Source organism: Falsirhodobacter xinxiangensis (genome assembly GCF_004959935.1).
In the GTDB taxonomy this organism is placed as follows: Bacteria; Pseudomonadota; Alphaproteobacteria; order Rhodobacterales; family Rhodobacteraceae; genus Falsirhodobacter; species Falsirhodobacter xinxiangensis.
Window position 1 is genome coordinate 1 of sequence record NZ_SMYN01000026.1, and the last position, 19,899, is coordinate 19,899.

At 65.1% G+C, this 19,899-nt stretch carries 23 protein-coding genes and 1 tRNA gene; 14 read left to right on the forward strand and 10 right to left on the reverse strand.

The features are described 5' to 3' along the window. Positions 1-985: 985 nt before the first annotated feature. Positions 986-4,315: a carbamoyl-phosphate synthase large subunit gene (carB, locus tag E2K76_RS18385; protein WP_136685905.1), complete on the reverse strand. Its 3,330-nt coding sequence runs from the start codon at positions 4,313-4,315 to the stop codon at positions 986-988. 167 nt (positions 4,316-4,482) lie between these two features. Here carB and E2K76_RS18390 point away from each other — a divergent pair, with 167 nt between their 5' ends. From E2K76_RS18390 to E2K76_RS18405, 4 genes are all read left to right on the forward strand, one after another. Beyond that, the gene (locus tag E2K76_RS18390) at positions 4,483-5,142 is read left to right on the forward strand and encodes a CPBP family intramembrane glutamic endopeptidase (RefSeq protein WP_136685906.1); all 660 of its coding nucleotides are present in this window, start codon (positions 4,483-4,485) and stop codon (positions 5,140-5,142) included. Between the two features lie 67 nt (positions 5,143-5,209). Beyond that, positions 5,210-6,982, forward strand: coding sequence for an aspartate--tRNA ligase (gene aspS / locus E2K76_RS18395; RefSeq protein ID WP_136685926.1), 1,773 nt, complete (start codon positions 5,210-5,212; stop codon positions 6,980-6,982). 133 nt (positions 6,983-7,115) lie between these two features. Further along, on the forward strand, positions 7,116-7,814 hold the full coding sequence (locus tag E2K76_RS18400) for a GNAT family N-acetyltransferase (RefSeq protein WP_220432301.1): 699 nt from the start codon (positions 7,116-7,118) through the stop codon (positions 7,812-7,814). A 9-nt stretch (positions 7,815-7,823) separates the two neighbouring features. Then, positions 7,824-8,093, forward strand: a complete 270-nt coding sequence (locus tag E2K76_RS18405) for a DUF1467 family protein (RefSeq protein ID WP_136685908.1) — start codon at positions 7,824-7,826, stop codon at positions 8,091-8,093. On the opposite strand, the gene E2K76_RS18410 is transcribed toward E2K76_RS18405, so the two are convergent. From E2K76_RS18410 to E2K76_RS18425, 4 genes are read right to left on the reverse strand one after another with little or no spacing between them, the layout of a single operon-like run. Continuing rightward, entirely contained in the window at positions 8,090-8,770 is a 681-nt protein-coding gene (locus E2K76_RS18410) for an EI24 domain-containing protein (protein ID WP_136685927.1), read from the reverse strand. The two genes, E2K76_RS18405 and E2K76_RS18410, sit on opposite strands and share 4 nt — an antisense overlap. Then, a complete protein-coding gene (locus E2K76_RS18415; protein ID WP_136685909.1) occupies positions 8,770-9,345 on the reverse strand; it encodes a nitroreductase family protein in 576 nt (191 codons plus the stop codon). The genes E2K76_RS18410 and E2K76_RS18415 overlap by 1 nt, the downstream gene beginning before the upstream one ends. 50 nt (positions 9,346-9,395) lie before the next feature. After that, entirely contained in the window at positions 9,396-10,004 is a 609-nt protein-coding gene (locus tag E2K76_RS18420; RefSeq protein WP_136685910.1) for a hypothetical protein, read from the reverse strand. Then, the gene (locus E2K76_RS18425; protein WP_136685911.1) at positions 10,001-10,231 is read right to left on the reverse strand and encodes a hypothetical protein; all 231 of its coding nucleotides are present in this window, start codon (positions 10,229-10,231) and stop codon (positions 10,001-10,003) included. The genes E2K76_RS18420 and E2K76_RS18425 overlap by 4 nt, the downstream gene beginning before the upstream one ends. Before the next feature lie 100 nt (positions 10,232-10,331). Between E2K76_RS18425 and E2K76_RS18430 the strand changes: the two genes are divergently transcribed. The 3 genes from E2K76_RS18430 to E2K76_RS18440 are packed head-to-tail and all read left to right on the forward strand — an operon-like array spanning position 10,332 to position 11,791. Beyond that, a complete protein-coding gene (locus E2K76_RS18430; protein WP_136685912.1) occupies positions 10,332-11,054 on the forward strand; it encodes a M48 family metallopeptidase in 723 nt (240 codons plus the stop codon). Further along, positions 11,054-11,407 carry a YigZ family protein gene (locus E2K76_RS18435; RefSeq protein WP_136685913.1) on the forward strand — a complete coding sequence of 118 codons (354 nt, stop codon included), beginning with the start codon at positions 11,054-11,056 and terminating at the stop codon, positions 11,405-11,407. Before E2K76_RS18430 ends, E2K76_RS18435 begins: the two co-directional genes overlap by 1 nt. 45 nt (positions 11,408-11,452) lie before the next feature. Then, positions 11,453-11,791 carry a PRC-barrel domain-containing protein gene (locus E2K76_RS18440; RefSeq protein ID WP_136685914.1) on the forward strand — a complete coding sequence of 113 codons (339 nt, stop codon included), beginning with the start codon at positions 11,453-11,455 and terminating at the stop codon, positions 11,789-11,791. Here the strand turns inward: E2K76_RS18440 and E2K76_RS18445 are convergent. Both E2K76_RS18445 and E2K76_RS21085 read right to left on the reverse strand, forming a co-directional pair. Next, positions 11,788-12,189 carry a DUF1178 family protein gene (locus tag E2K76_RS18445; RefSeq protein ID WP_136685915.1) on the reverse strand — a complete coding sequence of 134 codons (402 nt, stop codon included), beginning with the start codon at positions 12,187-12,189 and terminating at the stop codon, positions 11,788-11,790. The two genes, E2K76_RS18440 and E2K76_RS18445, sit on opposite strands and share 4 nt — an antisense overlap. Before the next feature lie 49 nt (positions 12,190-12,238). Next, positions 12,239-12,940 carry an NUDIX hydrolase gene (locus E2K76_RS21085; protein WP_342773662.1) on the reverse strand — a complete coding sequence of 234 codons (702 nt, stop codon included), beginning with the start codon at positions 12,938-12,940 and terminating at the stop codon, positions 12,239-12,241. Here E2K76_RS21085 and E2K76_RS18455 point away from each other — a divergent pair. The 3 genes from E2K76_RS18455 to thpR are packed head-to-tail and all read left to right on the forward strand — an operon-like array spanning position 12,872 to position 14,999. Then, on the forward strand, positions 12,872-13,381 hold the full coding sequence (locus tag E2K76_RS18455) for a glutathione peroxidase (protein WP_169053386.1): 510 nt from the start codon (positions 12,872-12,874) through the stop codon (positions 13,379-13,381). The genes E2K76_RS21085 and E2K76_RS18455 overlap by 69 nt on opposite strands. Then, positions 13,378-14,496 (forward strand): acetoin utilization protein AcuC, encoded by a 1,119-nt coding sequence (locus E2K76_RS18460; protein ID WP_246033022.1) that lies wholly within the window; start codon positions 13,378-13,380, stop codon positions 14,494-14,496. Before E2K76_RS18455 ends, E2K76_RS18460 begins: the two co-directional genes overlap by 4 nt. Continuing rightward, entirely contained in the window at positions 14,475-14,999 is a 525-nt protein-coding gene (gene thpR, locus E2K76_RS18465; RefSeq protein ID WP_136685916.1) for an RNA 2',3'-cyclic phosphodiesterase, read from the forward strand. Before E2K76_RS18460 ends, thpR begins: the two co-directional genes overlap by 22 nt. On the opposite strand, the gene E2K76_RS18470 is transcribed toward thpR, so the two are convergent. Further along, positions 14,976-16,139: a 3-deoxy-D-manno-octulosonic acid transferase gene (locus tag E2K76_RS18470; protein WP_136685917.1), complete on the reverse strand. Its 1,164-nt coding sequence runs from the start codon at positions 16,137-16,139 to the stop codon at positions 14,976-14,978. The genes thpR and E2K76_RS18470 overlap by 24 nt on opposite strands. 53 nt (positions 16,140-16,192) lie before the next feature. On the opposite strand from E2K76_RS18470, the gene E2K76_RS18475 reads away from it, so the two are divergent. Further along, positions 16,193-16,945 carry an ABC transporter substrate-binding protein gene (locus tag E2K76_RS18475; RefSeq protein WP_136685918.1) on the forward strand — a complete coding sequence of 251 codons (753 nt, stop codon included), beginning with the start codon at positions 16,193-16,195 and terminating at the stop codon, positions 16,943-16,945. On the opposite strand, the gene E2K76_RS18480 is transcribed toward E2K76_RS18475, so the two are convergent. Beyond that, positions 16,935-17,234: a DUF6476 family protein gene (locus E2K76_RS18480; RefSeq protein WP_136685919.1), complete on the reverse strand. Its 300-nt coding sequence runs from the start codon at positions 17,232-17,234 to the stop codon at positions 16,935-16,937. The two genes, E2K76_RS18475 and E2K76_RS18480, sit on opposite strands and share 11 nt — an antisense overlap. Between E2K76_RS18480 and E2K76_RS18485 the strand changes: the two genes are divergently transcribed. Further along, positions 17,233-18,270 carry an RluA family pseudouridine synthase gene (locus E2K76_RS18485; RefSeq protein ID WP_136685920.1) on the forward strand — a complete coding sequence of 346 codons (1,038 nt, stop codon included), beginning with the start codon at positions 17,233-17,235 and terminating at the stop codon, positions 18,268-18,270. The genes E2K76_RS18480 and E2K76_RS18485 overlap by 2 nt on opposite strands. A 180-nt stretch (positions 18,271-18,450) precedes the next feature. After that, entirely contained in the window at positions 18,451-19,344 is an 894-nt protein-coding gene (gene rpoH, locus E2K76_RS18490; protein WP_136685921.1) for an RNA polymerase sigma factor RpoH, read from the forward strand. A 2-nt stretch (positions 19,345-19,346) separates the two neighbouring features. Here rpoH and E2K76_RS20480 read toward each other — a convergent pair whose 3' ends face one another. After that, entirely contained in the window at positions 19,347-19,505 is a 159-nt protein-coding gene (locus E2K76_RS20480; protein ID WP_169053387.1) for a hypothetical protein, read from the reverse strand. Positions 19,506-19,622: 117 nt separating this feature from the next. On the opposite strand from E2K76_RS20480, the gene E2K76_RS18495 reads away from it, so the two are divergent. Next, a tRNA-Cys gene (locus tag E2K76_RS18495) sits at positions 19,623-19,696 on the forward strand. Positions 19,697-19,899: the final 203 nt, after the last annotated feature.

A 19,899-nucleotide genomic window follows, 5' to 3' on the forward strand; every position in this document is an offset into this window, starting at 1 on the left:
AGAGGCCTGAAATCAATGGGTCTGGAGCCTAGGGATGCACACGATTTTTTACACCGCGTCCAGCAAAGGGTAGTTCTGATTAATGGCCAGAGGTTGGCGCAGCTAATGATAGCTCACGGAGTCGGTGTTCGCGTAAGGCAGACTTACCTGATCCGATCCGTTGACGAGGACTATTTCTCTGACATCGCAACCTGATTTGCCTCGGCGCAGGTGTCGCACCGAAGTGCTACACCACCGTTGACAGAATGGCTAAAAAACCTCTATGAATCAAAGAGAAGTGGATATTCTTGCCGAATTCAATCCTCTCTTGCAGCACCATCTTTCCCCATTCTGACTAAAAAGATACAGGCCAGCGAAAGCTTTGGCTGACTTGGGTTCTACCCCAATAGTTTGCAGACGACCTACCTGCGGAAGAACAAGAAACTGGTGTCTACCATTTCCGGCAAAAGGCAGCCGTTGATCTGATAGCTTTCGGCGGGTGAGGGGCTAGCCGAATGCCCGGCACTGAAAACCCAGCGGAGGCAGAGCTTCGCCATTCGATCGAAGTCCGCACGCAAATGATGGTCTGGGAAAAGCTGGACGCGCTAACCTGAACGCGACCTTGGGCGGCATGGCGGCTGCTCTGTTCGATATCTTTGCCGATGATGTTCGAACGGAAGGCCTCGGCGAGAATTCGATAGCCGAGGCATCTGCGAGGTGTCGCACACAAGTTCCTGCGGCGAAGGTCGATACCCCTGAACGCAGAGGCTTCTTCCAGCAGTGCCACATGCCGATCCGACCGCCCGAGGCCGGATCGGAAATCTGCCCCCGCCGCGGCCCCACCGCCGTGACGGAAGTGCCCGCCGGTTGATGCCGGAATGCGCCGCACCCATTGCTTCGGCTCGTCCAGCCTGTTCGGGATCGCTTGGCCGCGATGGAGTGAACAGGCGGCACCGGCTTGCGGTATCAAGGCAAAGGCCGACCCCTTGGGATCGGCCTTTTTGTCTCAACCCTGAAGCGTGCGGACGCCGATGCCCTCGCCGCGGGCCTTCATCGCTTCGACGGCGGCGATACTGGCGGCGGCGGTGGTGAAGTAGGGGATCTTGTCGTAAAGCGCGACGGCGCGGATGTCTCGGCTGTCGCTGATCGCCTGCGAGCCTTCGGTCGTGTTCAGCACCAGCGCGATATCGCCGTTCTTGAGCATGTCCACGATGTTCGGGCGGCCCTCATAGACCTTGTTCACCTGCGTCGATTTGATGCCTTGGGCGGTCAGCCAGCTTGCCGTGCCGCGCGTCGCGACGATCTCGAACCCTAGGGTCAGCAGATCGCGTGCGGCGGTGGCCAGCGCCTCGGTCTTGTCGGCGTCCTTGACGGACAGGAAGACGCGGCCGGTCTCGGGCAGATGCGTGCCTGCGCCCATCTGCGCCTTCAGGAAGGCAAGGGCGAAGTTGCGGTCCCAGCCCATCACCTCGCCGGTCGAACGCATTTCCGGGCCAAGCAGCGTATCGACGCCGGGGAAACGGGCGAAGGGCAGCACCGATTCCTTGACCGAGAACCACGGCGTGATCGGATCGGCCAACGTCATCGCATCGGCCAGCGGCAGCGCGCTGTCCGGGCCGACGCCTGCGGGGTAGGGCGCACGCTGCGGGAAGTTCGCCAGCGGCTCGCCCGCCATCAGGCGCGCGGCGATGGAGGCGATGGCGCTGTCGGTGGCCTTCGCCACGAACGGCACGGTGCGCGAGGCGCGGGGGTTCACTTCCAGAACGTAGATGGTGCCGTCCTTGATCGCGAACTGCACGTTCATCAGGCCGACCACGTTCAGCGCCTTGGCCATTTCGACCGACTGGCGCTTCAACTCGGCAATCGTTTCCGCCGACAGCGAATGCGGCGGCAGGCAGCAGGCGGAGTCGCCCGAATGCACGCCCGCTTCCTCGATATGCTCCATGATGCCCGCGACATGGACATTGGTGCCGTCGGAAAGGCAGTCCACGTCCACCTCGATCGCGCCGGCAAGATAGCTGTCCAGCAGGACCGGGTTCTTGCCCGACACGTTCACGGCGGTGGTGATGTAGCGTTTCAGCTGGTCCATGTCGCGCACGATTTCCATCGCGCGGCCGCCAAGGACATAGGACGGGCGGATCACCAGCGGGAAGCCCACGCGGGTCGCGATCTCCAGCGCCTGTTCGTCGGACGAGGCGATGCCGTTGATCGGCTGTTTCAGATCCAGATCGACCAGCAGCTTCTGGAACCGCTCGCGGTCCTCTGCCAGATCGATGGCGTCGGGCGTGGTGCCGAGGATCGGGATGCCCTCTTCCTCCAAGGCGTTCGCCAGTTTCAGCGGGGTCTGGCCGCCGAACTGCACGATCACGCCGTGAAGGGTGCCGTTCTCCTGCTCCACCCGCAGGATTTCCAGCACATGCTCCAGCGTCAGCGGCTCGAAATACAGACGGTCCGAGGTGTCATAGTCGGTCGAGACCGTTTCCGGGTTGCAGTTGACCATGATGGTCTCATACCCGGCCTCGGTCAGCGCGAAACAGGCGTGGCAGCAGCAATAGTCGAACTCGATCCCTTGGCCGATCCGGTTCGGACCGCCGCCGAGGATGACCACCTTCTTCGCGTTCGAGGGACGCGCCTCGTCCTCGACCTCGCCCATCACGGGCGTCTCGTAGGTCGAATACATATAGGGGGTCTGCGCCTCGAATTCTGCGGCGCAGGTGTCGATGCGCTTGAAAACGGCGGTGACGCCAAGGTTGCGACGGGCCTTGCGGATGGCACCCTCGGTCTGCGCGGTCAGGTTCGCCAGACGCGCATCGGTGAAGCCGAACATCTTCAGGCGGCGCAAGCCTTCGGCAGTGGTGGGCAGGCCGTTTGCGACGATCCTGGCTTCTTCCTCGACGATCTCGCGGATGCGGGCAAGGAACCACGGATCGAAGCTCGTGGCAGCCACGATCTCGTCATCCGTCAGGCCGTGGCGCATGGCTTGCGCGATCAGGCGGATGCGGTCGGGGGTCTGGGCGCTGATCGCCTTGACGATGGCCGATTTTTCCGGCGCGCCTTCGATGGCGATCTCGTCGAAGCCGGTCAGGCCGGTTTCAAGCGAGGCGAGCGCCTTCTGCATGGATTCGTGGAAGGTCCGGCCGATGGCCATGACCTCGCCCACGGATTTCATCGCGGTGGTCAGTTCGGGTTTGGAACCCGGAAACTTCTCGAACGCAAAGCGCGGGATCTTGGTCACGACATAGTCGATGGACGGCTCGAACGATGCCGGGGTCACTTTGGTGATGTCGTTGTCCAGCTCGTCCAGCGTGTAGCCGACGGCCAGTTTCGCGGCGATCTTGGCAATCGGGAAGCCGGTGGCCTTCGATGCCAGCGCGGACGAGCGCGACACGCGGGGGTTCATCTCGATCACGACCATGCGGCCATCGACGGGGTTGATCGCCCATTGGACGTTCGAACCGCCGGTCTCCACCCCGATCTCGCGCAGCACGGCGATGGAGCCGTTCCGCATGATCTGGTATTCCTTGTCCGTCAGCGTCAGGGCAGGGGCGACGGTGATGGAATCGCCGGTGTGCACGCCCATCGGATCGACGTTTTCGATGGCGCAGACGATGATGGCGTTGTCCTTGCGGTCGCGGACGACCTCCATCTCGTATTCTTTCCAGCCCAGCAGCGATTCATCGACCAGAACCTGCGCGACCGGGGACGCGTCCAGACCCGAGCGCACGATGCGTTCGTAATCGTCGCGGTTATAGGCGACGCCGCCGCCGGTGCCGCCAAGGGTGAATGCGGGGCGGATGATGGCCGGAAGGCCGATGTCTTCGATGGCGGTCATCGCCTCGGCGACGCCGGCGTTGATGTCGTATTTGCCGTTCGCCAGCTTCGGCGCGGCGACGATGGTGGCGCGGGGGTTTTCGATGCCCAAGCGGTCCATCGCCTCGCGGAACAGCTTGCGGTCCTCGGCCATCTCAATGGCTTCGCGGTTGGCGCCGATCAGCTGGACGTTGAACTTTTCCAGCACGCCCATGTCGGCCAGTGCCAGCGCGGTGTTCAGGCCCGTCTGCCCGCCCATCGTCGGCAGCAGGGCGTCGGGACGTTCGGCCTCGATGATCTTGGCGACGACTTCGGGGGTGATCGGCTCGATATAGGTCGCGTCCGCAAGTTGCGGGTCGGTCATGATCGTCGCTGGGTTGGAGTTGACCAGCACCACGCGATAGCCTTCTTCGCGCAGAGCCTTGCAGGCCTGTGCGCCGGAATAGTCGAACTCGCATGCTTGCCCGATGACGATGGGGCCGGCGCCGATGATCATGATGGAGGAGATATCGGTTCTTTTCGGCATTTTCGGCCCCATATGGCTGCCCCCGAGGCCGCACTGCGGTCGGATTCGGGTCGGCAGGTTTCAAGCAAATTGGCGCGGTTATAGACATGCCGCGCTTCGGCGCAACCCCCGCCTTGGAACCGTTCGGCCCGATCCTACCTTTAATCCCGTGCGAGTAGGGAGCCATCATGTCGGACATACGCCAGATCGGGGTTTCACGGACGCTGCTTTGGGCGGAGTTTGTTGGCTTCTATGTCGTCATTCCCGTTCTGGTCGCGGTCTTCCTTCCCCCGGGCCGGTTGTTCGAGGCCCTGTTCGTGTTCATGCTGGCCGGGCTGGCGCTGCTTGCCTTCACGCCGGGGTTCGAATGGCGCGAACTTCTGCGCGGCTGGCGCGCCATCGATTGGCCGCGTGTCGGGGTGCTTTCGGTCGTGACGCTGCTGGCGGGGGTCATCGTGATGCAGATGGCGGCGCCCGCGCGGATGTTCTCGCTGCTGGACCGTCCGCAGATGTTGCTGACCATCGCCGTGTTCTATCCGCTGCTGTCCGCGCTGCCGCAAGAGGTGGTGTTCCGTGCGCTGTATTTCCGGCGATACCGCGACATCGTGCCCGAGGGGATTCCGGGCCTGCTGCTGAACGCCGGGCTCTTTTCGCTGGCGCATCTGATGTATTGGAACAGCATCGTCATGGTGATGACCTTTGCGGGCGGCTTCGTCTTTGCATGGGCACATATCGTGCGGCGCAGTTTCCCGATGGCATGGGTGATGCATTCGGTCGCCGGGTTGATCGTCTTCGCCTGCGGTCTGGGCATCTACTTCTATTCCGGCAACGTGGTGCGTCCTTTCTGAAAGGGTTGACTTCGCGGGCCTGTCGGTATTCACGCAAGAGCGAATGTCCGAAGCCGGGAGCCCGTCCATGCACGCCTATCGCAGCCATACCTGCGCCGAACTGACCGCTGCTGCCACCGGGCAGGATGTCCGCCTGTCGGGTTGGGTGCACCGCGTGCGCGACCACGGGGGCGTCCTGTTCATCGACCTGCGCGACCATTACGGCATCACCCAAGTGATCTGCGACAGCGACAGCGCGGCCTTTGCCGATCTGGAAAAGGTCCGCGCCGAATGGGTGATCCGCATCGACGGGTCGGTCAAGGCGCGCGACGCGTCGCTGGTGAACCCCAAGCTGCCGACGGGCGAGATCGAGGTCTATGCCCGCGGCGTGACGGTTCTGGGCGCGGCGGACGAGCTGCCGATGCCGGTCTTCGGCGAGGTGGACTATCCCGAGGAAACCCGCCTGACCTATCGCTTCCTCGACCTGCGCCGGGAAAAGCTGCACCGCAACATGATGATGCGGTCGAATGTGGTGCGCTCGATCCGCAACCGGATGTGGGATCAGGGCTTCAACGAATTCCAGACGCCGATCATCACGGCATCCTCGCCCGAAGGCGCGCGCGACTTCCTCGTGCCGTCGCGGCTGCATCCGGGCAAGTTCTATGCGCTTCCCCAAGCACCGCAGCAGTTCAAGCAGCTGATCATGGTGGCGGGCTTCGACCGCTACTTCCAGATCGCGCCCTGCTTCCGCGACGAAGACCCGCGTGCCGACCGCTCGCCCACCGACTTCTATCAGCTGGATATCGAGATGTCGTTCGTCGAACAGGACGACGTCTTCGCCGCCGTCCAGCCGGTGATCCAAGGGCTGTTCGAGGAATTCGCACCGACCAAGAAGGTCTATGCCGACTGGGAACGCATCGCCTACAAGGACGCGCTGGCCTGGTATGGCTCGGACAAGCCGGACTTGCGCAACCCGATCAAGATGCAGGTCGTGTCCGAACATTTCGCAGGCTCGGGCTTCGCGATCTTCGCCAAGCTGCTGGAGCAGGAGGGCACCGAGGTTCGTGCCATCCCCGCACCGACCGGCGGCGGGCGCAAGTTCTGCGATCGGATGAACGCCTATGCCCAGTCGCAGGGGCTGCCGGGGATGGGCTATATTTTCTGGCGTGCGGGCGATGCAGGTCTGGAAGCGGCGGGTCCGCTGGCCAAGAACATCGGCCCGGAGCGCACCGAGGCAATCCGTCAGCAGCTGGGGCTGGGCGAAGGCGACGCGGCCTTCTTCCTCGGCGGCAAGCCGTCGCAGTTCGAGGCCGTCGCGGGCCGTGCGCGGAACGTCATCGGCGAGGAACTGGGGCTGACCGAAAAGGACTGCTTCAAATTCGCATGGATCGTCGATTTCCCGATGTATGAGGCGGATGACGAAGGGAAAATCGACTTCAGCCACAACCCGTTCTCGATGCCGCAGGGCGGGATGGAGGCGCTGATGGGCGATCCGCTGAAGGTTCATGCCTATCAGTATGACCTTGCGTGCAACGGGTATGAGCTGATCTCGGGCGGCATCCGCAACCACAAGCCGGAGATCATGTTCAAGGCGTTCGAGCTGGCGGGCTATCCGAACTCGGAAGTCGAGAAGCGGTTCGGCGGGATGGTCAAGGCATTCAAATACGGCGCACCGCCTCACGGCGGATGCGCGGCGGGCATCGACCGGATCGTGATGCTGCTGGCCGACGAGCCGAACATCCGCGAGGTCATCATGTTCCCGATGAACCAGCGCGCCGAAGACATGCTGATGAACGCCCCGTCCGAGGCGACGAACGAGCAACTTCGCGAACTGCACCTGCGCGTCATTCCCAAGGAGTGATCTGGCGGAATGTCATCCCGAAGGGGATGACATGCGCCTCTTGAGCCGCCGCGACAGCGGCGGCCCGGCCCAACGTCGAGGAGATGCCCGCAGGGCGTCGACGAGTGGCGGGAGCGCCCCGCCGTCTGGAGGATTGATGAGGATTGGTTTCCCGCTGCCCGACTGGACTGCACCGCCCGCCCCGACGGGCGCACCGCTGGCGGGCCGCTTCGTGCGGCTTGAAAAGCTCGACATCTCGCAGGCGGATCAGCTGTTTGACGCATTCGCCGAAGGGGGCGATGACCTTTGGACCTACATGCCTCACGGCCCGTTCCAGCGCGGTTGTTTCCATGCCTGGATGCGCAAGATGGCAGGTAGCGCCGATCCTTGCTTCTATGCCATTCGCGATCTGGAAACGGACCGCTTCGCCGGGATCGCCGCCTATCTGCGGATTGCGCCCGAGGCTGGGTCCATCGAAGTCGGCTGGCTGACTTTCGCACCCAGTATCGCGCGCAGCCCCAAGACGACCGAGGCGATGTTCCTGATGATGGAATGGGCGTTCCGGGCGGGGTATCGCCGGTATGAATGGAAATGCGACGCGCTGAACCTGCCCTCGCGTCGGGCGGCGCAGCGGCTCGGGCTGTCCTATGAGGGCACGTTCCGGCAGGCGACGGTCTACAAGCAGCGCAATCGCGATACCGCGTGGTTTGCGGCCATCGACCGCGAATGGCCCGCGCTGGAGGCTGCTTTCCGCGAGTGGCTGTCGCCCGCCAATCTGGACGGCGGGCAGCGTCGGTCGCTGTCCGATCTGACCGCGCCGATTCTCGTGGCGCGCGATCCCGCTCTTGGCTAGGCTGCACGGATGACCATTACAGCCGCCATCGTCCTTTTCGCCGTCACATGGTTCCTGACCCTGTTCATCGTCCTGCCGCTGCGCTTCACGTCGCAGGCGGATGCGGGGCATGTCGTGCCGGGAACGCCGCCCTCCGCCCCTTCGACCGAAGTGGTGGGGCGCAAGATCAAGATCACCACGATCGTGGCGGTGATCCTGTGGTGCCTGATGGCGGGGGTGATCGTCTTCGGCGGGATCACGATCCGTGATCTGGATATCTCGGGCGTGATGGACCGCTAGCGCGACAGGCGGTGGAACAGGTGCGTGAAGGTCGCGACCCCCAGCACCGGCACGATCAGGTTCAGGATCGGCACCGACAGCGGGATCGCCATCAGCGCCCCGGCCAGCCAGACCTGCGCGGCGTGGCGACGGCGCATGGCATAGGCCGCCTGCCGCCCGATCCGCCGCATGGCAACCAGCACGAAATATTCGCGCCCCAGCAGAAACCCGTTCATCGCGATGAACAGCAGCGGCGCCAGCGGCCCGGCGAACAGGAACACGAACAGGCCGATGATGTTGGCGACCAGCAGGATGCCGAACGCACCTGCAGCCTCGCGCAACTGTTCCGACATGGGCAGGGGATCGGCGGGGGGGAGGGTGTAATGCCGATCTTCGACCGCCGCTGCGACGTCTTCGAGGAAAAGCCCCGTGAAGGCGGAGGCCACCGGGACCATCAGGAACACCGACGCCACCAGCATCAGCAGCACCGAGCCCCAGCCCGCCACCGTGTCCAGCCCGCCGACCGGGCCGATCCACGGTAGAACCACCTGATCCGGCACCAGCCAGACCACGGCCCAGTTCGCCACCCAGCCGAGCCCGACCAGCAGCGCCAGCGTCAACGCGACGCCGATCATCACGACGCGGCGAAAGCGGCGGTCACCGATCTGGCCCAGCGCCTTCAGGAAATCGCCGAGGATCATGCGTCGATCCAGGTCGTGATCGCGGCAATATCCGGGCGCGGGCGGTCCGGCGGCACCGAGGTTTCGGTCCCGATATGGACGATCCCGGCCACCCATTCATCCGGACCAAGGCCCTGCGCCTCGATGAAGCCGCGGTCATGGGCGGGCCAGCCGGTCAGCCAGTTCGCGCCCCAACCCGCAGCCTCGGCTGCGTTCAGCAGCGAAAGGCAGACGGCACCGGCCGAAAGCGTCTGCTCGATCTGTGGGATCTTGTCCGACTCCTTGGGGCTGGCGACGACCATGACGGCAAGGTTGCCCTGATCGAACTGTTGCCGGCCCTTCGCGCGCTTTTCCTCGTCCAGACCGAGGGTTGTGGCGCGTTCTTCAGCCAGTGCCGCAAGCCGCGCCATCGCGCCGGGGCCGATGACGACGAAGCGCCACGGCTCCAGCTTGCCGTGATCGGGGCTGCGGGCGGCGGCGGTCAGGATCGGGCCAAGCTCCTCCCGCGAGGGGATGGGCAGCGCCAGCGTCTTGGCGGGGCGGGAACGCCGGGACAGCAGGAACTCGGTGACGGCAGGCTTGGCTTGGGGCATCGGTGTCTCCTTCGCCCGCAGATGTGGGCGAGCGGGGCCGAGGGGTCAAGTCATTCGCTGCAAACGTAAAGCGCGCCGCCGACCGCCACGACCGAAACCGCAGCCGCCGCCAGCCCGACCGGGGTGGCCAGTGCCGCGCTGGCCGCCGTGCCCGCCGTGCCGATCGCCCCCGACACGGCCGAGGTTGCGCCCGACAGCACCACCGCGCCGCCCGGATGTACCGCTGCCGTGGCGCCGTTGATCGTCGCCACCGTGTCGGCTGTCTGTGCCGCAAGCCCCGCCACCTGCCGCGAGGCGCCCACCGAGGCGTTCACCCTTTCGCAGAAGCTGCGGCTGGGCTTCCGGCACGACAGATAGGCGTCGCGCGGGCCTTCGGCATAGCCGGCATAGGTCTGCGCACCTTCGTCCCATTGCAGGCAGAACGGGCTGCGCTGGGCATCCGTCAGATCCGGCGTCAGGTGCCGCAGCGTCACGTATCCGGGGCAGCCGTCGCCGAAGCGGCCCGTCAACGCCTCGCGGTAGCTGCGGTTGGCCGACAGTTCCTCGTCATTCGGTTCATAGAACAGGTCCATCCGCAGCCCGCTGACCGAGGTCGTGCAGGTGCGCGGTTCAGCCAGCGCCATCGTCGGCAGCAGCAGAAGCAGGGCGGCCAATTTCATTTCGCGATCCGGTAGCTGCCTTCGGGAAGGTTCAGCGCGGCGGCAAGATCGCGCGCCTGCGCCATGGACAGGGTCAGGCGCATCGGCTCTCCGGTGATGGCATCCAGCTGTTCCAGCGTGATGCATTCCTCGAAGGCGCAGATGGTGACGTCTTCTTCAAGCGAGGCGCTCCCCTCGTCGATGAGGGTGATGACGGTCGCGTCGAAATCGTGCTCGATGGTGAACATGCGGCAAGGTTACGCCGCAGCGCCGCGAAAGGCCACCGGAATGTGTGTTTCCCCTCGCGACCGAAGTGATAGATTTGCACAGCCCGCGATGGAGGTATGGATGCGCTGGATCGGACTGGTTTGTGGATTTGCCCTGCTGGGGGCCTGCGCGCCGATCCCGGCGCAATATGGCAGCGAGCAGGTGCCGGTTTACGAGGCCGTGGACAGCGGTCCCCCGATGGGCGCAGCAGTTGCCCGGTCCACCTTCAATACGGTCGTGCGCCGCGTGCAGCCTGTTGCCGAACGGATGTGCCGCGAGCGGACCCAAGGGGCATCCTGCGATTTCCAGATTTCCATCGATCCCAAGCCGGGCCAGCCTGCGAACGCGTATCAGACCGTGGATGCGCAAGGGCGGCCCGTGATCGGCTTCACACAGGCGCTGATCGCCGATGCGCGCAATGCGGACGAGCTGGCATTCGTGCTGGGTCACGAGACGGCGCACCATATCGCGGGCCACCTGAACCGCCAGCAGAACAGCGCCATGGCTGGCGCGGTTTTGGGCGGATTGATCGGCACCATCGGCGGTCTGGATGCCGGGACCATCGAATCGCTGCAACAGGCCGGGGCGGGCCTTGGCCAGCGCACCTATTCCAAAAGCCACGAGCTTGAGGCGGACGCGCTGGGCACCGACATTGCCATTGCGGCAGGATACGATCCGGTGCGGGGCGCTGCCTTCTTCAGCCGTCTGCCCGATCCGGGCGACCGTTTCCTTGGCACCCACCCCGCCAGCGGCCAGCGGATCGACGTAGTGCGCCGCCGGGCGCAGCAGATCCGCGGATACTGATGCTGCAACTGGAAGGGATCATCAGCGACCGGGGATCGAAATATTCGGTCTCGGGCGGCCCCGTGACCAGCCGCGCCGATTGCGACGCGTTTCTGACCGAACTGCGCCGGGTCAAGAAATACGCCAAGGCCACGCATAACAGCTGGGCTGCGATCCTGCCCGATGGCGGAACCCGCGCCGACGATGGCGAGGCAGGGGCGGGCGCGGCCATCCTGCGGATGCTGGAACGCGAGGGTCGGGCGGGCCATATCGTCGTCGTCACGCGCTGGTATGGCGGGGTTCAACTGGGCGGTGACCGGTTCCGCCATGTGACCGAATGTGTGCGTCAGTATCTGGCGGCCTTGGAACCCTGACCCATCGAAAGTGTTGATTTGACGAACCATCGAACGGAGGAAACGATGAGCAGCGTCATTTCGAGCACCGATGTCAACGGCACCACCGTCTACAGCCCCACGGGCGAACATCTGGGCAGCATCGACCATCTGATGATCGACAAGCAATCGGGCAATGTCGCCTATGCGGTGATGGGGTTCGGCGGTTTCCTTGGCCTTGGCGAAGCGCACCATCCGGTGCCGTGGCGCAAACTGCGCTATGACACCTCGCTGAACGGCTATGTCACCGACATCACCAAGGAACAGCTGGAAGGTGCGCCCGCACGCCCCGAGAACTGGCAGGACGACCGCAACTGGGCGACGTCCGTCTATGGCTATTATGGTGTCGCGCCTTACTGGCTTTAATTCGTGCGGCGGGGCGGCATGAAGGGCAGGGGTGCGACGGGGATGCCGTCCTCGATCAGCGCCTTTGCATCCTCGATCTTCGCCTCGCCATAGATCGAACGACCGGGCGCGTCGCCATCATGGATGCGGCGCGCCTCGGTGGCGAAATCGGTCCCGACATATTCCGAATTCGCCTCGACCTTGGCACGCAGATCGGCCAGTGCCTTTTCGCGGTCTGTCACGGGTTCCGTCAGGGCGTGGCGGACGGCGGGGGCCATCAGCGCCTTTTCGACATCGGCACTGCCGCAATCGGGGCAGATCACATGCTTTGCCGCACTCAGACGGTCGAAAGCCTCGCCCGACGCGAACCAGCTGTCGAACGCATGCCCGTTCGCGCATTTCAGAGTGTAGCGGATCATGCGTCCCGTCCCGTCGATCGCCCGTCAGATAAGCAAACGGGCGAAAAGATCAAGCAGGCTCGAACTCTGCGATCAGCTGGGCCAGTTGCGGCTCGTCAACCAGCGCGGCGGCTTTGGCGGGCGAGAACCACCCGCGTTTGCGCTGCTTCGCCTCGGGGAACCTGCGCGACAGGTCCAGCACCTCCATCGGATATACCTCGACCCGGCAGGGCAGCGCCACTTCGATATCCGCCTCGCGCGACATGACCTTGGCATAATCGAAGGTCCCGATGGCACGCGGCGCGATCTTTCCGGTGACGCCCGCTTCTTCCCACGCCTCGCGCATGGCCATATCGGCATCGGGCACGTGCTGTTTCGGCCATCCCTTGGGGATGACCCAGCGACCCGTTTCGCGGCTCGTGATAAGGAGAATGCGAAGCCGGTCGTTCTTCCGCTTCCAACAAAGAGTGCCAAGCTGGCGATGCATATCCAGCCCAAAATCAATTCGGTCGAGTTTCAATCCACTGTCTCCGGCGCGTGGCCCGGTGCTTTGGTCCGCGGTTCTTGTTTGTTCTGCGTAAAGTGTCGCGCGTTCTGTGAAGCTTTCAAGACGGTGCGACATTTTTTCCATCCCGCGGCGTGAATTGATCCGGAACTTGCCCGATCTATGTTCCTGACTGCCGAAATGGCAGGATGTTTCGTGATGCGGATGCTTTTCCTTCTTCTGTTCTTTCCGGGCGCGGTTTTCGCCGGAATGCCGCACGGGCTGCATTTCGCATCCGTCGATGGCGGAGAGATCGCTCTGGACGATCTGCGGGGGCAGCCGATTCTTGTGGTGAACACCGCCTCGCGCTGTGCGTTCACCGGGCAATATGACGATCTTCAGGCGCTGGCGGACCGCTATCGCGATCTGGTCGTGCTGGCGGTCCCCTCGGGCGATTTCCGGCAGGAGCTTGCAAGCGGGGCCGAAGTGGCAGAATTCTGCGCGATGAATTTCGATCTGACGATCCCGATGACCGATATCACCGCCGTGACCGGCACATCGGCGCATCCGCTTTATGCTTGGTTGCGCCGGGACCATGGGTTCACGCCGACCTGGAATTTCAACAAGGTCCTGATCGCGCCGGATGGGGAATTGGACGCGACGTGGGGTCCCGCGGTATCGCCCCGCAGCCCCGAGATCATCCGCCGGATCGAGGCGCTGCTGCCGTGACACCCGTCTTCATCGGGTCCGAGATCTATCGCCATTCCAGCTATGGCCGGGCGCATCCCCTGCGCGTGCCGCGCGTGTCCACGGTGATGGATCTGTGCCGCGCGATGAGCTGGTTCGCGCCGGGGCAATATCGCACCAGCCCCCGCGCCCGCCCCGCCGCGCTGGCGACATGGCACACGACCGACTACATCGCCGCGCTGGAACGGGCCGAGGGGATGTCGGAGCCGACGCCCGAGATGCACGACCGCCACCACCTTGGCACCCTGTCGAACCCGATGTTCCCCGAGATGTTTCGGCGCCCCGCCACCGGCGCCGGCGGGGTGATGCTGGCGGCGGAGCTGGTGCGGGATGGGGGCGTCGTGCACGTGCCGGGGGGCGGGACGCATCATGGAATGCCCGACCGCGCCAATGGCTTCTGTTACCTGAACGACTGCGTTCTGGGTATGCTGGCGCTGCGGCGACTGGGCATCCGGCGCATCGCCTATGTCGATATCGACGCGCATCACTGCGACGGGGTGCAGCACGCCTTCGCGGGCGATCCCGAGGCGCTTTTGATCTCGACCCACGAGGAGGGGCGCTGGCCCTTCACCGGGCTGCTGGCCGACGAGGGGGGCGGCAACTGCTACAACCTGCCGGTGCCGCGCGGGTTTGGCGATGCGGGAATGGCGATGGTGCTGGAGCGGCTGATCCTGCCGCGCCTTGCCGAATTCGCACCCGAGGCTGTGATCCTGCAATGCGGCGCAGACGGGGTCGAGGAGGACCCGCTGTCGCGCCTGTCCATGTCCAACAACGCGCATTGGTCGGTGGTGGCGGCGCTGCGCGGGATCGCGCCGCGGTATATCGTGCTGGGGGGCGGGGGGTATAATCCGTGGACGGTGGGGCGGCTCTGGTCCGGCATCTGGGCTGTGCTGGCGGGCCACGAGGTGCCGGACCGGCTGCCCGAGGATGCGTCGGCGGTGCTGGCGGCTCTGGATTGGGGCGGCGGCGCGCGCCCGCCGCCGGACCCGGGTTTGCTTGTCACCTTGCGCGACGATCCAAGGCCGGGGATCGTGGACCCCGCGCTGCGCGAGCGGCTGCACTTTCTGGAAAGACGATGCGCTGTTTTCTTGCCCTGACGCTGCCCGACGACATCCGATCCGCGCTGACGGTGCAGCAGTTCCTTCTGCCGCTGCCGCGAAAGGTCCCGCCCGAGGATTTCCACCTGACGCTGGCCTTTCTTGGCGACGCGGACCCCGCCCGGCTGGAGGAGTTGCATGACAGGCTGGAGCGCCTGCGTCTGCCGCCGCCTGAATTGCGCCTAGACGGGCTTGGCCTGTTCGGTGGCGGCAAGCCACGGTCGGTCCACGCGCTGATCGCGAAATCCGACGGGCTGGAGCATCTTCAGGCCAAGGTCGAACAGGCCGCCCGGATGGCCGGCTTTGCGCTGGAGCACCGGCGTTTCATCCCGCATGTGACGCTCGGGCGCTTTTCGCCGCCCGCAGCCGAGGTCGCCATGCGGATCGAGCGGCTGGTCGCCGTGACGCCGCTGACCTCTCGGACCTTCACGGCACCGGATGTGGTGCTGTTCCAATCCCGCCCGTCGGGATACGAGGTGCTAGCGCGCTATCCGCTGGATTAGGCGGTCCAGCGCCTCGATCGCCGGGGTCACGTCGGACCGGGGCAGGGCGGCGCGCGCGGCATCTGCAAGCTGGCGCTGGCGGGTCGGGGTCAGCGTATCCAGCGCCGCTGCCAGCGTTTCCGGCGTGACGGGCAGGACGGCATCGTTCAACGCGGCGAAGACCTCGGTGAAGTTGAACAGCGAGGGGCCGTGAAGGACGGCCGATCCGGCGGCGACAGGCTCGAACGGGGTGTGGCCGCCCTTTTCCACGAAGGTCGCGCCGATGAAGGTCGCGCCCGCCATGCCATACCACGTTGCCATCTCGCCCAGCGTATCGGCGATGTAGACCTGCCCCCCCGGTGCATCCCCGGCGGAGCGCAGCCGCACGTCCAGTCCCATCGCGCGCGCCAGTTGTGCGATCTGCGGCCCTCGTTTCGGATGGCGCGGCGCAAGGATCAGCCAGCGGAACCGCGATTGTGCGGCAAAGGCGGCAAGGATCGGCGCGTCCTCGCCTTCATGCGTCGATGCCGCCAGAAGCGTTTCCACCCGCGGCACCGGGCCGGGGGTTGCCATCGCTGCTTCGGCGGTCTTCAGCATCAGCCGGGGGCCAAGACGGTCTGCCGGCAGGCCCAGCGCGACCAGCCGCGCCTCGCTTTGGGCGTCCTGCGCGCTGACCCATGACGGCGCCCCCAGCATCCGGCGCATCAGCGGCACCTTTTGCCAGCGGCGGGCCGAGCGTTCCGACATGCGCGCCCCGATGGCCAGCACCGGCATCCGGCGGGCGGCGGCGATGATGCGTTCGGGCCAAAGCTCGTTCTCGATCACCACCAGCGCGCGAGGCTGCCAGCGGCGCAGGAAACGGCGCACCGTCAGCAGGTCGTCGAACGGGGCAAGGCGGGCGGTGACGCCGATGTTCCAGCCTTCGACCATCGCCTTGGCGGTGGGGTTGTTGCAGGTGACCAGCACCGCATCGCCTCGCGCGGCCAGCGCCTCGATCACGCGGCGGGCGGATGTGATCTCGCCATTGCTGGCACCGTGGACCCAGATCGCGCCGGGGATGGCGGGACCAAGCGCCAGACGGTCGCGAAGCGCCCCGCGCCGCCATGCGTGCAGGCAAAGGAACGGCAGGGCGAACAGCAGGACGAGGCGATAGAGGATCATGCCCAACCGCTTAGCGCAATGACACGGGATGCGCCAACCGCTATGATCGGGGGATGCGACTTGCCGCCCTTTTCCTTGCGCTGATCCCGTGTCTTGGCCATGCCGAACCCCGGGCGGTTTCGATCAACCTGTGCACCGACCAGATCGCGATGATGCTGGCCGCGCCGGGGCAGCTTCTGTCGGTGTCGTGGCTGGCGCGCGATCCGATGCTGTCCTCGATGGCGGACGAGGCGCAGGCCTATCCCGCGAACCGGGGGCAGGCGGAACAGGTGTTCCTGATGCGGCCCGATGTGGTGCTGGCCAGCCCCTACAGCTCGCGCCCCGTGATCGAGCTGCTGCGCCGTCTGGGCCTGCGGGTCGAGGAAATCCCGCCCGCGATGACCTTGGACGACGTGCCCGCGCAGATCATGGCCACGGGCCGCGCGATGGGGCGCGTGGCGGAGGCGGAGGCACTGGTGGCCGAATACAGCGCGAACCTGCCCACGATCCCGCAGGCGCAGGGCAGGGCGGCCAGCTATCAGCCGAACGGCCACACCGCCGCGCCCGGAACGATGGGCGACGGGATCATGGCGCATGCGGGCTGGGGGAACGTCGCGACCGGAAGCGTCCTGCCGCTGGAGGAGTTGCTGCTGGCCGACCCGGAGCTGCTGATCCTTGCGCAGACCTATCCCGGCACCTCGCGATCCGAGGAGATGCTGCGCCACCCCGCGCTGGCCGCGTTGGATGCCCGCACGGCGCGGTCGGGCGCGGATTGGATCTGCGGCACGCCCCATGTGCTGCGGGCGATCGCGGCGATCAGTCGGTGATGGCGACCTCTTGGCGCAGCGTGCCGTCGGGGGCGAAGATCAGGATGCGGCGGTCATCCGTGACGACGGCGACGAACCCTTGCCCGAAGGTGATCGCCTGTGCCGTCGCGCCGTCCGGCAGCGAAATCGTCTCCGGCAACTCCGGCCCGGCGCGCATCGCCCGCGGCAGTTGCGTGACAAGCAGCCAAACCACCGCTATGACCCCCGCGATCATCGCGACCGTAAGCACGGTCACGAGACCTTTCAAAAGCCGCAATCCCGGCGGCAGTTCCTGCGGAGCCTGATCCATGACCAATCCTTCCGGCGCCGATGCGGGCCAACTTCTGATTACCATCGGGGCGGAGCCGCCCGAGCGTCTTGATAAGGCGCTGGCGCGCGAGGTGCCAGAGGATGCCGCGCTTTCGCGTTCGCGCCTGATGAAGATGATCGCGGAAGGCGACGTGACGCTGGACGGCGCCGCGATCACCGACCCCAAGTTCCGGCCCGACGAAGGGCAGGTCTTCGCTTTGCGCCTTGCCCCCGCCGTGGATTACGCCGCGCTGCCCGAGGATATCCCGCTTGTGGTGGTGTATGAGGACAATGACCTGATCGTGGTGGACAAGCCGGTGGGGATGGTCGTCCATCCCGCGCCGGGCACGCCATCGGGAACGCTGGTCAACGCGTTGCTGCATCATTGCGGCGATACGCTGTCGGGGATCGGCGGTGAAAAACGTCCCGGCATCGTCCACCGGATCGACAAGGACACGTCGGGCCTGCTGGTCGTCGCCAAGACCGACCGCGCCCATCACGCGCTTGCTGCCCAGTTCGAGGCGCATACCGTCAACCGCCATTACCTCGCACTGATCCACGGCGTGCCGGACGCCGCCGATCCGCGTCTGCGCGGCATCAAGGGTGTCAGCTTCGAGCCGGGAGGGATCCTCAAGATCGCGACCTATCTGGATCGCCACCGCACCGACCGGCAGAAACAGGCCGTGACCGTGCAGGGCGGCCGCCATGCCATCACCCGCGCCCGCGTGGTCGAGGATATGGGCGCGGCATCTTTGGTCGAATGCTGGCTGGAGACGGGCCGCACCCACCAGATCCGCGTGCATTTGAGCCATGTCGGCCACGGGCTTTTGGGCGATCAGACCTATGGCGGCAAACGCCGCGTCGCCGCCAAGGTCGTGGGCGAGGAAGCCGCCCGCGCCGCTGCGGAGTTCCCCCGGCAGGCGCTGCACGCGGCGACGCTCGGCTTCATCCATCCCGTCACCGCAGAGGAGTTTTCCTTCGAGTCGCCCCTGCCGGAAGACATGCAGCACCTGCTGGACCTGCTGCGGAACTGTTGAATTCTGCAACAAAGCGCCCACATCGGGAACTTCCGCGTGAGTGCGCGCAACAAAAGCGCTTTTGCGACGGTTTCCCCGGCATCCTGCGTTAAACGCATATGAAAGCAGCGCCCTTGCACCGTCTGGGCACGCTGCATAAGTCATGTCCCCGCAATCCGGCGGGCATCAGGAGGTCCGACGATGGCAAGCTATACCAATCTTCCCGCACCAAGCCCGGAACAGGGTCTGAACCGCTACATGCAGGAAATCCGCAAGTTTCCCCTGCTGGAGCCGGAGCAGGAATACATGCTGGCCAAGCGTTGGGTGGACCATCAGGATGCCGGGGCCGCGCACCAGCTTGTCACCTCGCACCTGCGATTGGCCGCGAAGATCGCCATGGGCTATCGCGGTTACGGCCTGCCGCAAGCCGAGGTGATTTCCGAAGCGAACGTGGGTCTGATGCAGGCAGTCAAACGCTTCGACCCCGAGAAGGGCTTCCGTCTGGCGACCTATGCGATGTGGTGGATTCGGGCGTCGATTCAGGAATACATCCTGCGGTCTTGGAGCCTCGTGAAGCTTGGCACCACCTCGGCGCAGAAGAAGCTGTTCTTCAACCTCCGCAAAGCCAAGGCCAAGGTCGGCGCGTTGGAGGAGGGCGATCTGCGCCCCGAAAACGTCGCCCGCATCGCCACCGACCTGAACGTGTCCGAGGACGAGGTCATCAGCATGAACCGCCGTCTGTCGGGGGGCGATGCGTCCTTGAACGCGACGGTCGGGTCGGAAGATGGCGGGGCGCAGTGGCAGGATTGGCTGGAAGACGAGGATAGCGACCAGGCCGCCGACTATGCCGAACGCAACGAGCTGGAAACCCGCCGCGAGCTCCTGGAGCAGTCGATGGAGGTTCTGAACGAGCGCGAGCGCGACATCCTCGTGCAGCGCCGCCTTTCGGACGAGCCGGTGACGCTGGAGGACCTGTCGGACACCTACGGCGTCAGCCGTGAGCGCATCCGCCAGATCGAGGTTCGCGCATTCGAGAAGTTGCAGAACCGGATGCGCGAGCTTGCGCTGGGCAAGGGCATGATGATCCCTGCCTGACGTTACTGCGGGGGCGCGTTCGGGGTCGAGGAATTCACATCGATCGCGCCGGATTCGTCCGCGTGCCACAGATTCATACCGACGAAGATCGCGACAATGATCGCCGCTATGATGGCGGCGATCGTAAATCCTGCCCGCCGGGGTTTTCTTGGCTGTTCCATGATCCGTTCCTTCCATGGGGTGCGATGTGCAACCGGCAAGGCACGGCAACGTTCCGGCACGGACACCTCTTGCGCCCGCTGCGCTGCTCGGTTAGACACCTGCCTACCTTGAAGGCTGGCGGGTTGGCGGAGAGGTTACGCAGCGGATTGCAAATCCGTGAAGACCGGTTCGATTCCGGTACCCGCCTCCAACATTTCCCGTAAGTTATTGAATTTGATAGCATATAATGTGCAGGCGATGCTCCGCGGGCATCCTACCCGCCATAGGGCGCGCGACTGTTGGTGTCAAAGTGTGTCTGAATGCGTCAGCATCCCATAAGAGCATCCCGATGTTTGGTGACGAGCCTACATCTCGCGTGCGGTTCACATGCAGTTGGCTAAGAGCCTTCTCGCG

Coding starts and splice junctions, on each gene's coding strand:
- carB (WP_136685905.1), bottom strand. CDS start 4,315: ATGCCGAAAAGAACCGATATCTCCTCCATCATGATCATCGGCGCCGGC.
- E2K76_RS18390 (WP_136685906.1), top strand. CDS start 4,483: ATGTCGGACATACGCCAGATCGGGGTTTCACGGACGCTGCTTTGGGCG.
- aspS (WP_136685926.1), top strand. CDS start 5,210: ATGCACGCCTATCGCAGCCATACCTGCGCCGAACTGACCGCTGCTGCC.
- E2K76_RS18405 (WP_136685908.1), top strand. CDS start 7,824: ATGACCATTACAGCCGCCATCGTCCTTTTCGCCGTCACATGGTTCCTG.
- E2K76_RS18415 (WP_136685909.1), bottom strand. CDS start 9,345: ATGCCCCAAGCCAAGCCTGCCGTCACCGAGTTCCTGCTGTCCCGGCGT.
- E2K76_RS18420 (WP_136685910.1), bottom strand. CDS start 10,004: ATGAAATTGGCCGCCCTGCTTCTGCTGCTGCCGACGATGGCGCTGGCT.
- E2K76_RS18425 (WP_136685911.1), bottom strand. CDS start 10,231: ATGTTCACCATCGAGCACGATTTCGACGCGACCGTCATCACCCTCATC.
- E2K76_RS18430 (WP_136685912.1), top strand. CDS start 10,332: ATGCGCTGGATCGGACTGGTTTGTGGATTTGCCCTGCTGGGGGCCTGC.
- E2K76_RS18435 (WP_136685913.1), top strand. CDS start 11,054: ATGCTGCAACTGGAAGGGATCATCAGCGACCGGGGATCGAAATATTCG.
- E2K76_RS18440 (WP_136685914.1), top strand. CDS start 11,453: ATGAGCAGCGTCATTTCGAGCACCGATGTCAACGGCACCACCGTCTAC.
- E2K76_RS18445 (WP_136685915.1), bottom strand. CDS start 12,189: ATGATCCGCTACACTCTGAAATGCGCGAACGGGCATGCGTTCGACAGC.
- E2K76_RS18455 (WP_169053386.1), top strand. CDS start 12,872: ATGCGGATGCTTTTCCTTCTTCTGTTCTTTCCGGGCGCGGTTTTCGCC.
- E2K76_RS21085 (WP_342773662.1), bottom strand. CDS start 12,940: ATGCAGCCCGTGCGGCATTCCGGCGAAAACCGCGCCCGGAAAGAACAG.
- thpR (WP_136685916.1), top strand. CDS start 14,475: ATGCGCTGTTTTCTTGCCCTGACGCTGCCCGACGACATCCGATCCGCG.
- E2K76_RS18470 (WP_136685917.1), bottom strand. CDS start 16,139: ATGATCCTCTATCGCCTCGTCCTGCTGTTCGCCCTGCCGTTCCTTTGC.
- E2K76_RS18475 (WP_136685918.1), top strand. CDS start 16,193: ATGCGACTTGCCGCCCTTTTCCTTGCGCTGATCCCGTGTCTTGGCCAT.
- E2K76_RS18485 (WP_136685920.1), top strand. CDS start 17,233: ATGACCAATCCTTCCGGCGCCGATGCGGGCCAACTTCTGATTACCATC.
- E2K76_RS18480 (WP_136685919.1), bottom strand. CDS start 17,234: ATGGATCAGGCTCCGCAGGAACTGCCGCCGGGATTGCGGCTTTTGAAA.
- rpoH (WP_136685921.1), top strand. CDS start 18,451: ATGGCAAGCTATACCAATCTTCCCGCACCAAGCCCGGAACAGGGTCTG.
- E2K76_RS20480 (WP_169053387.1), bottom strand. CDS start 19,505: ATGGAACAGCCAAGAAAACCCCGGCGGGCAGGATTTACGATCGCCGCC.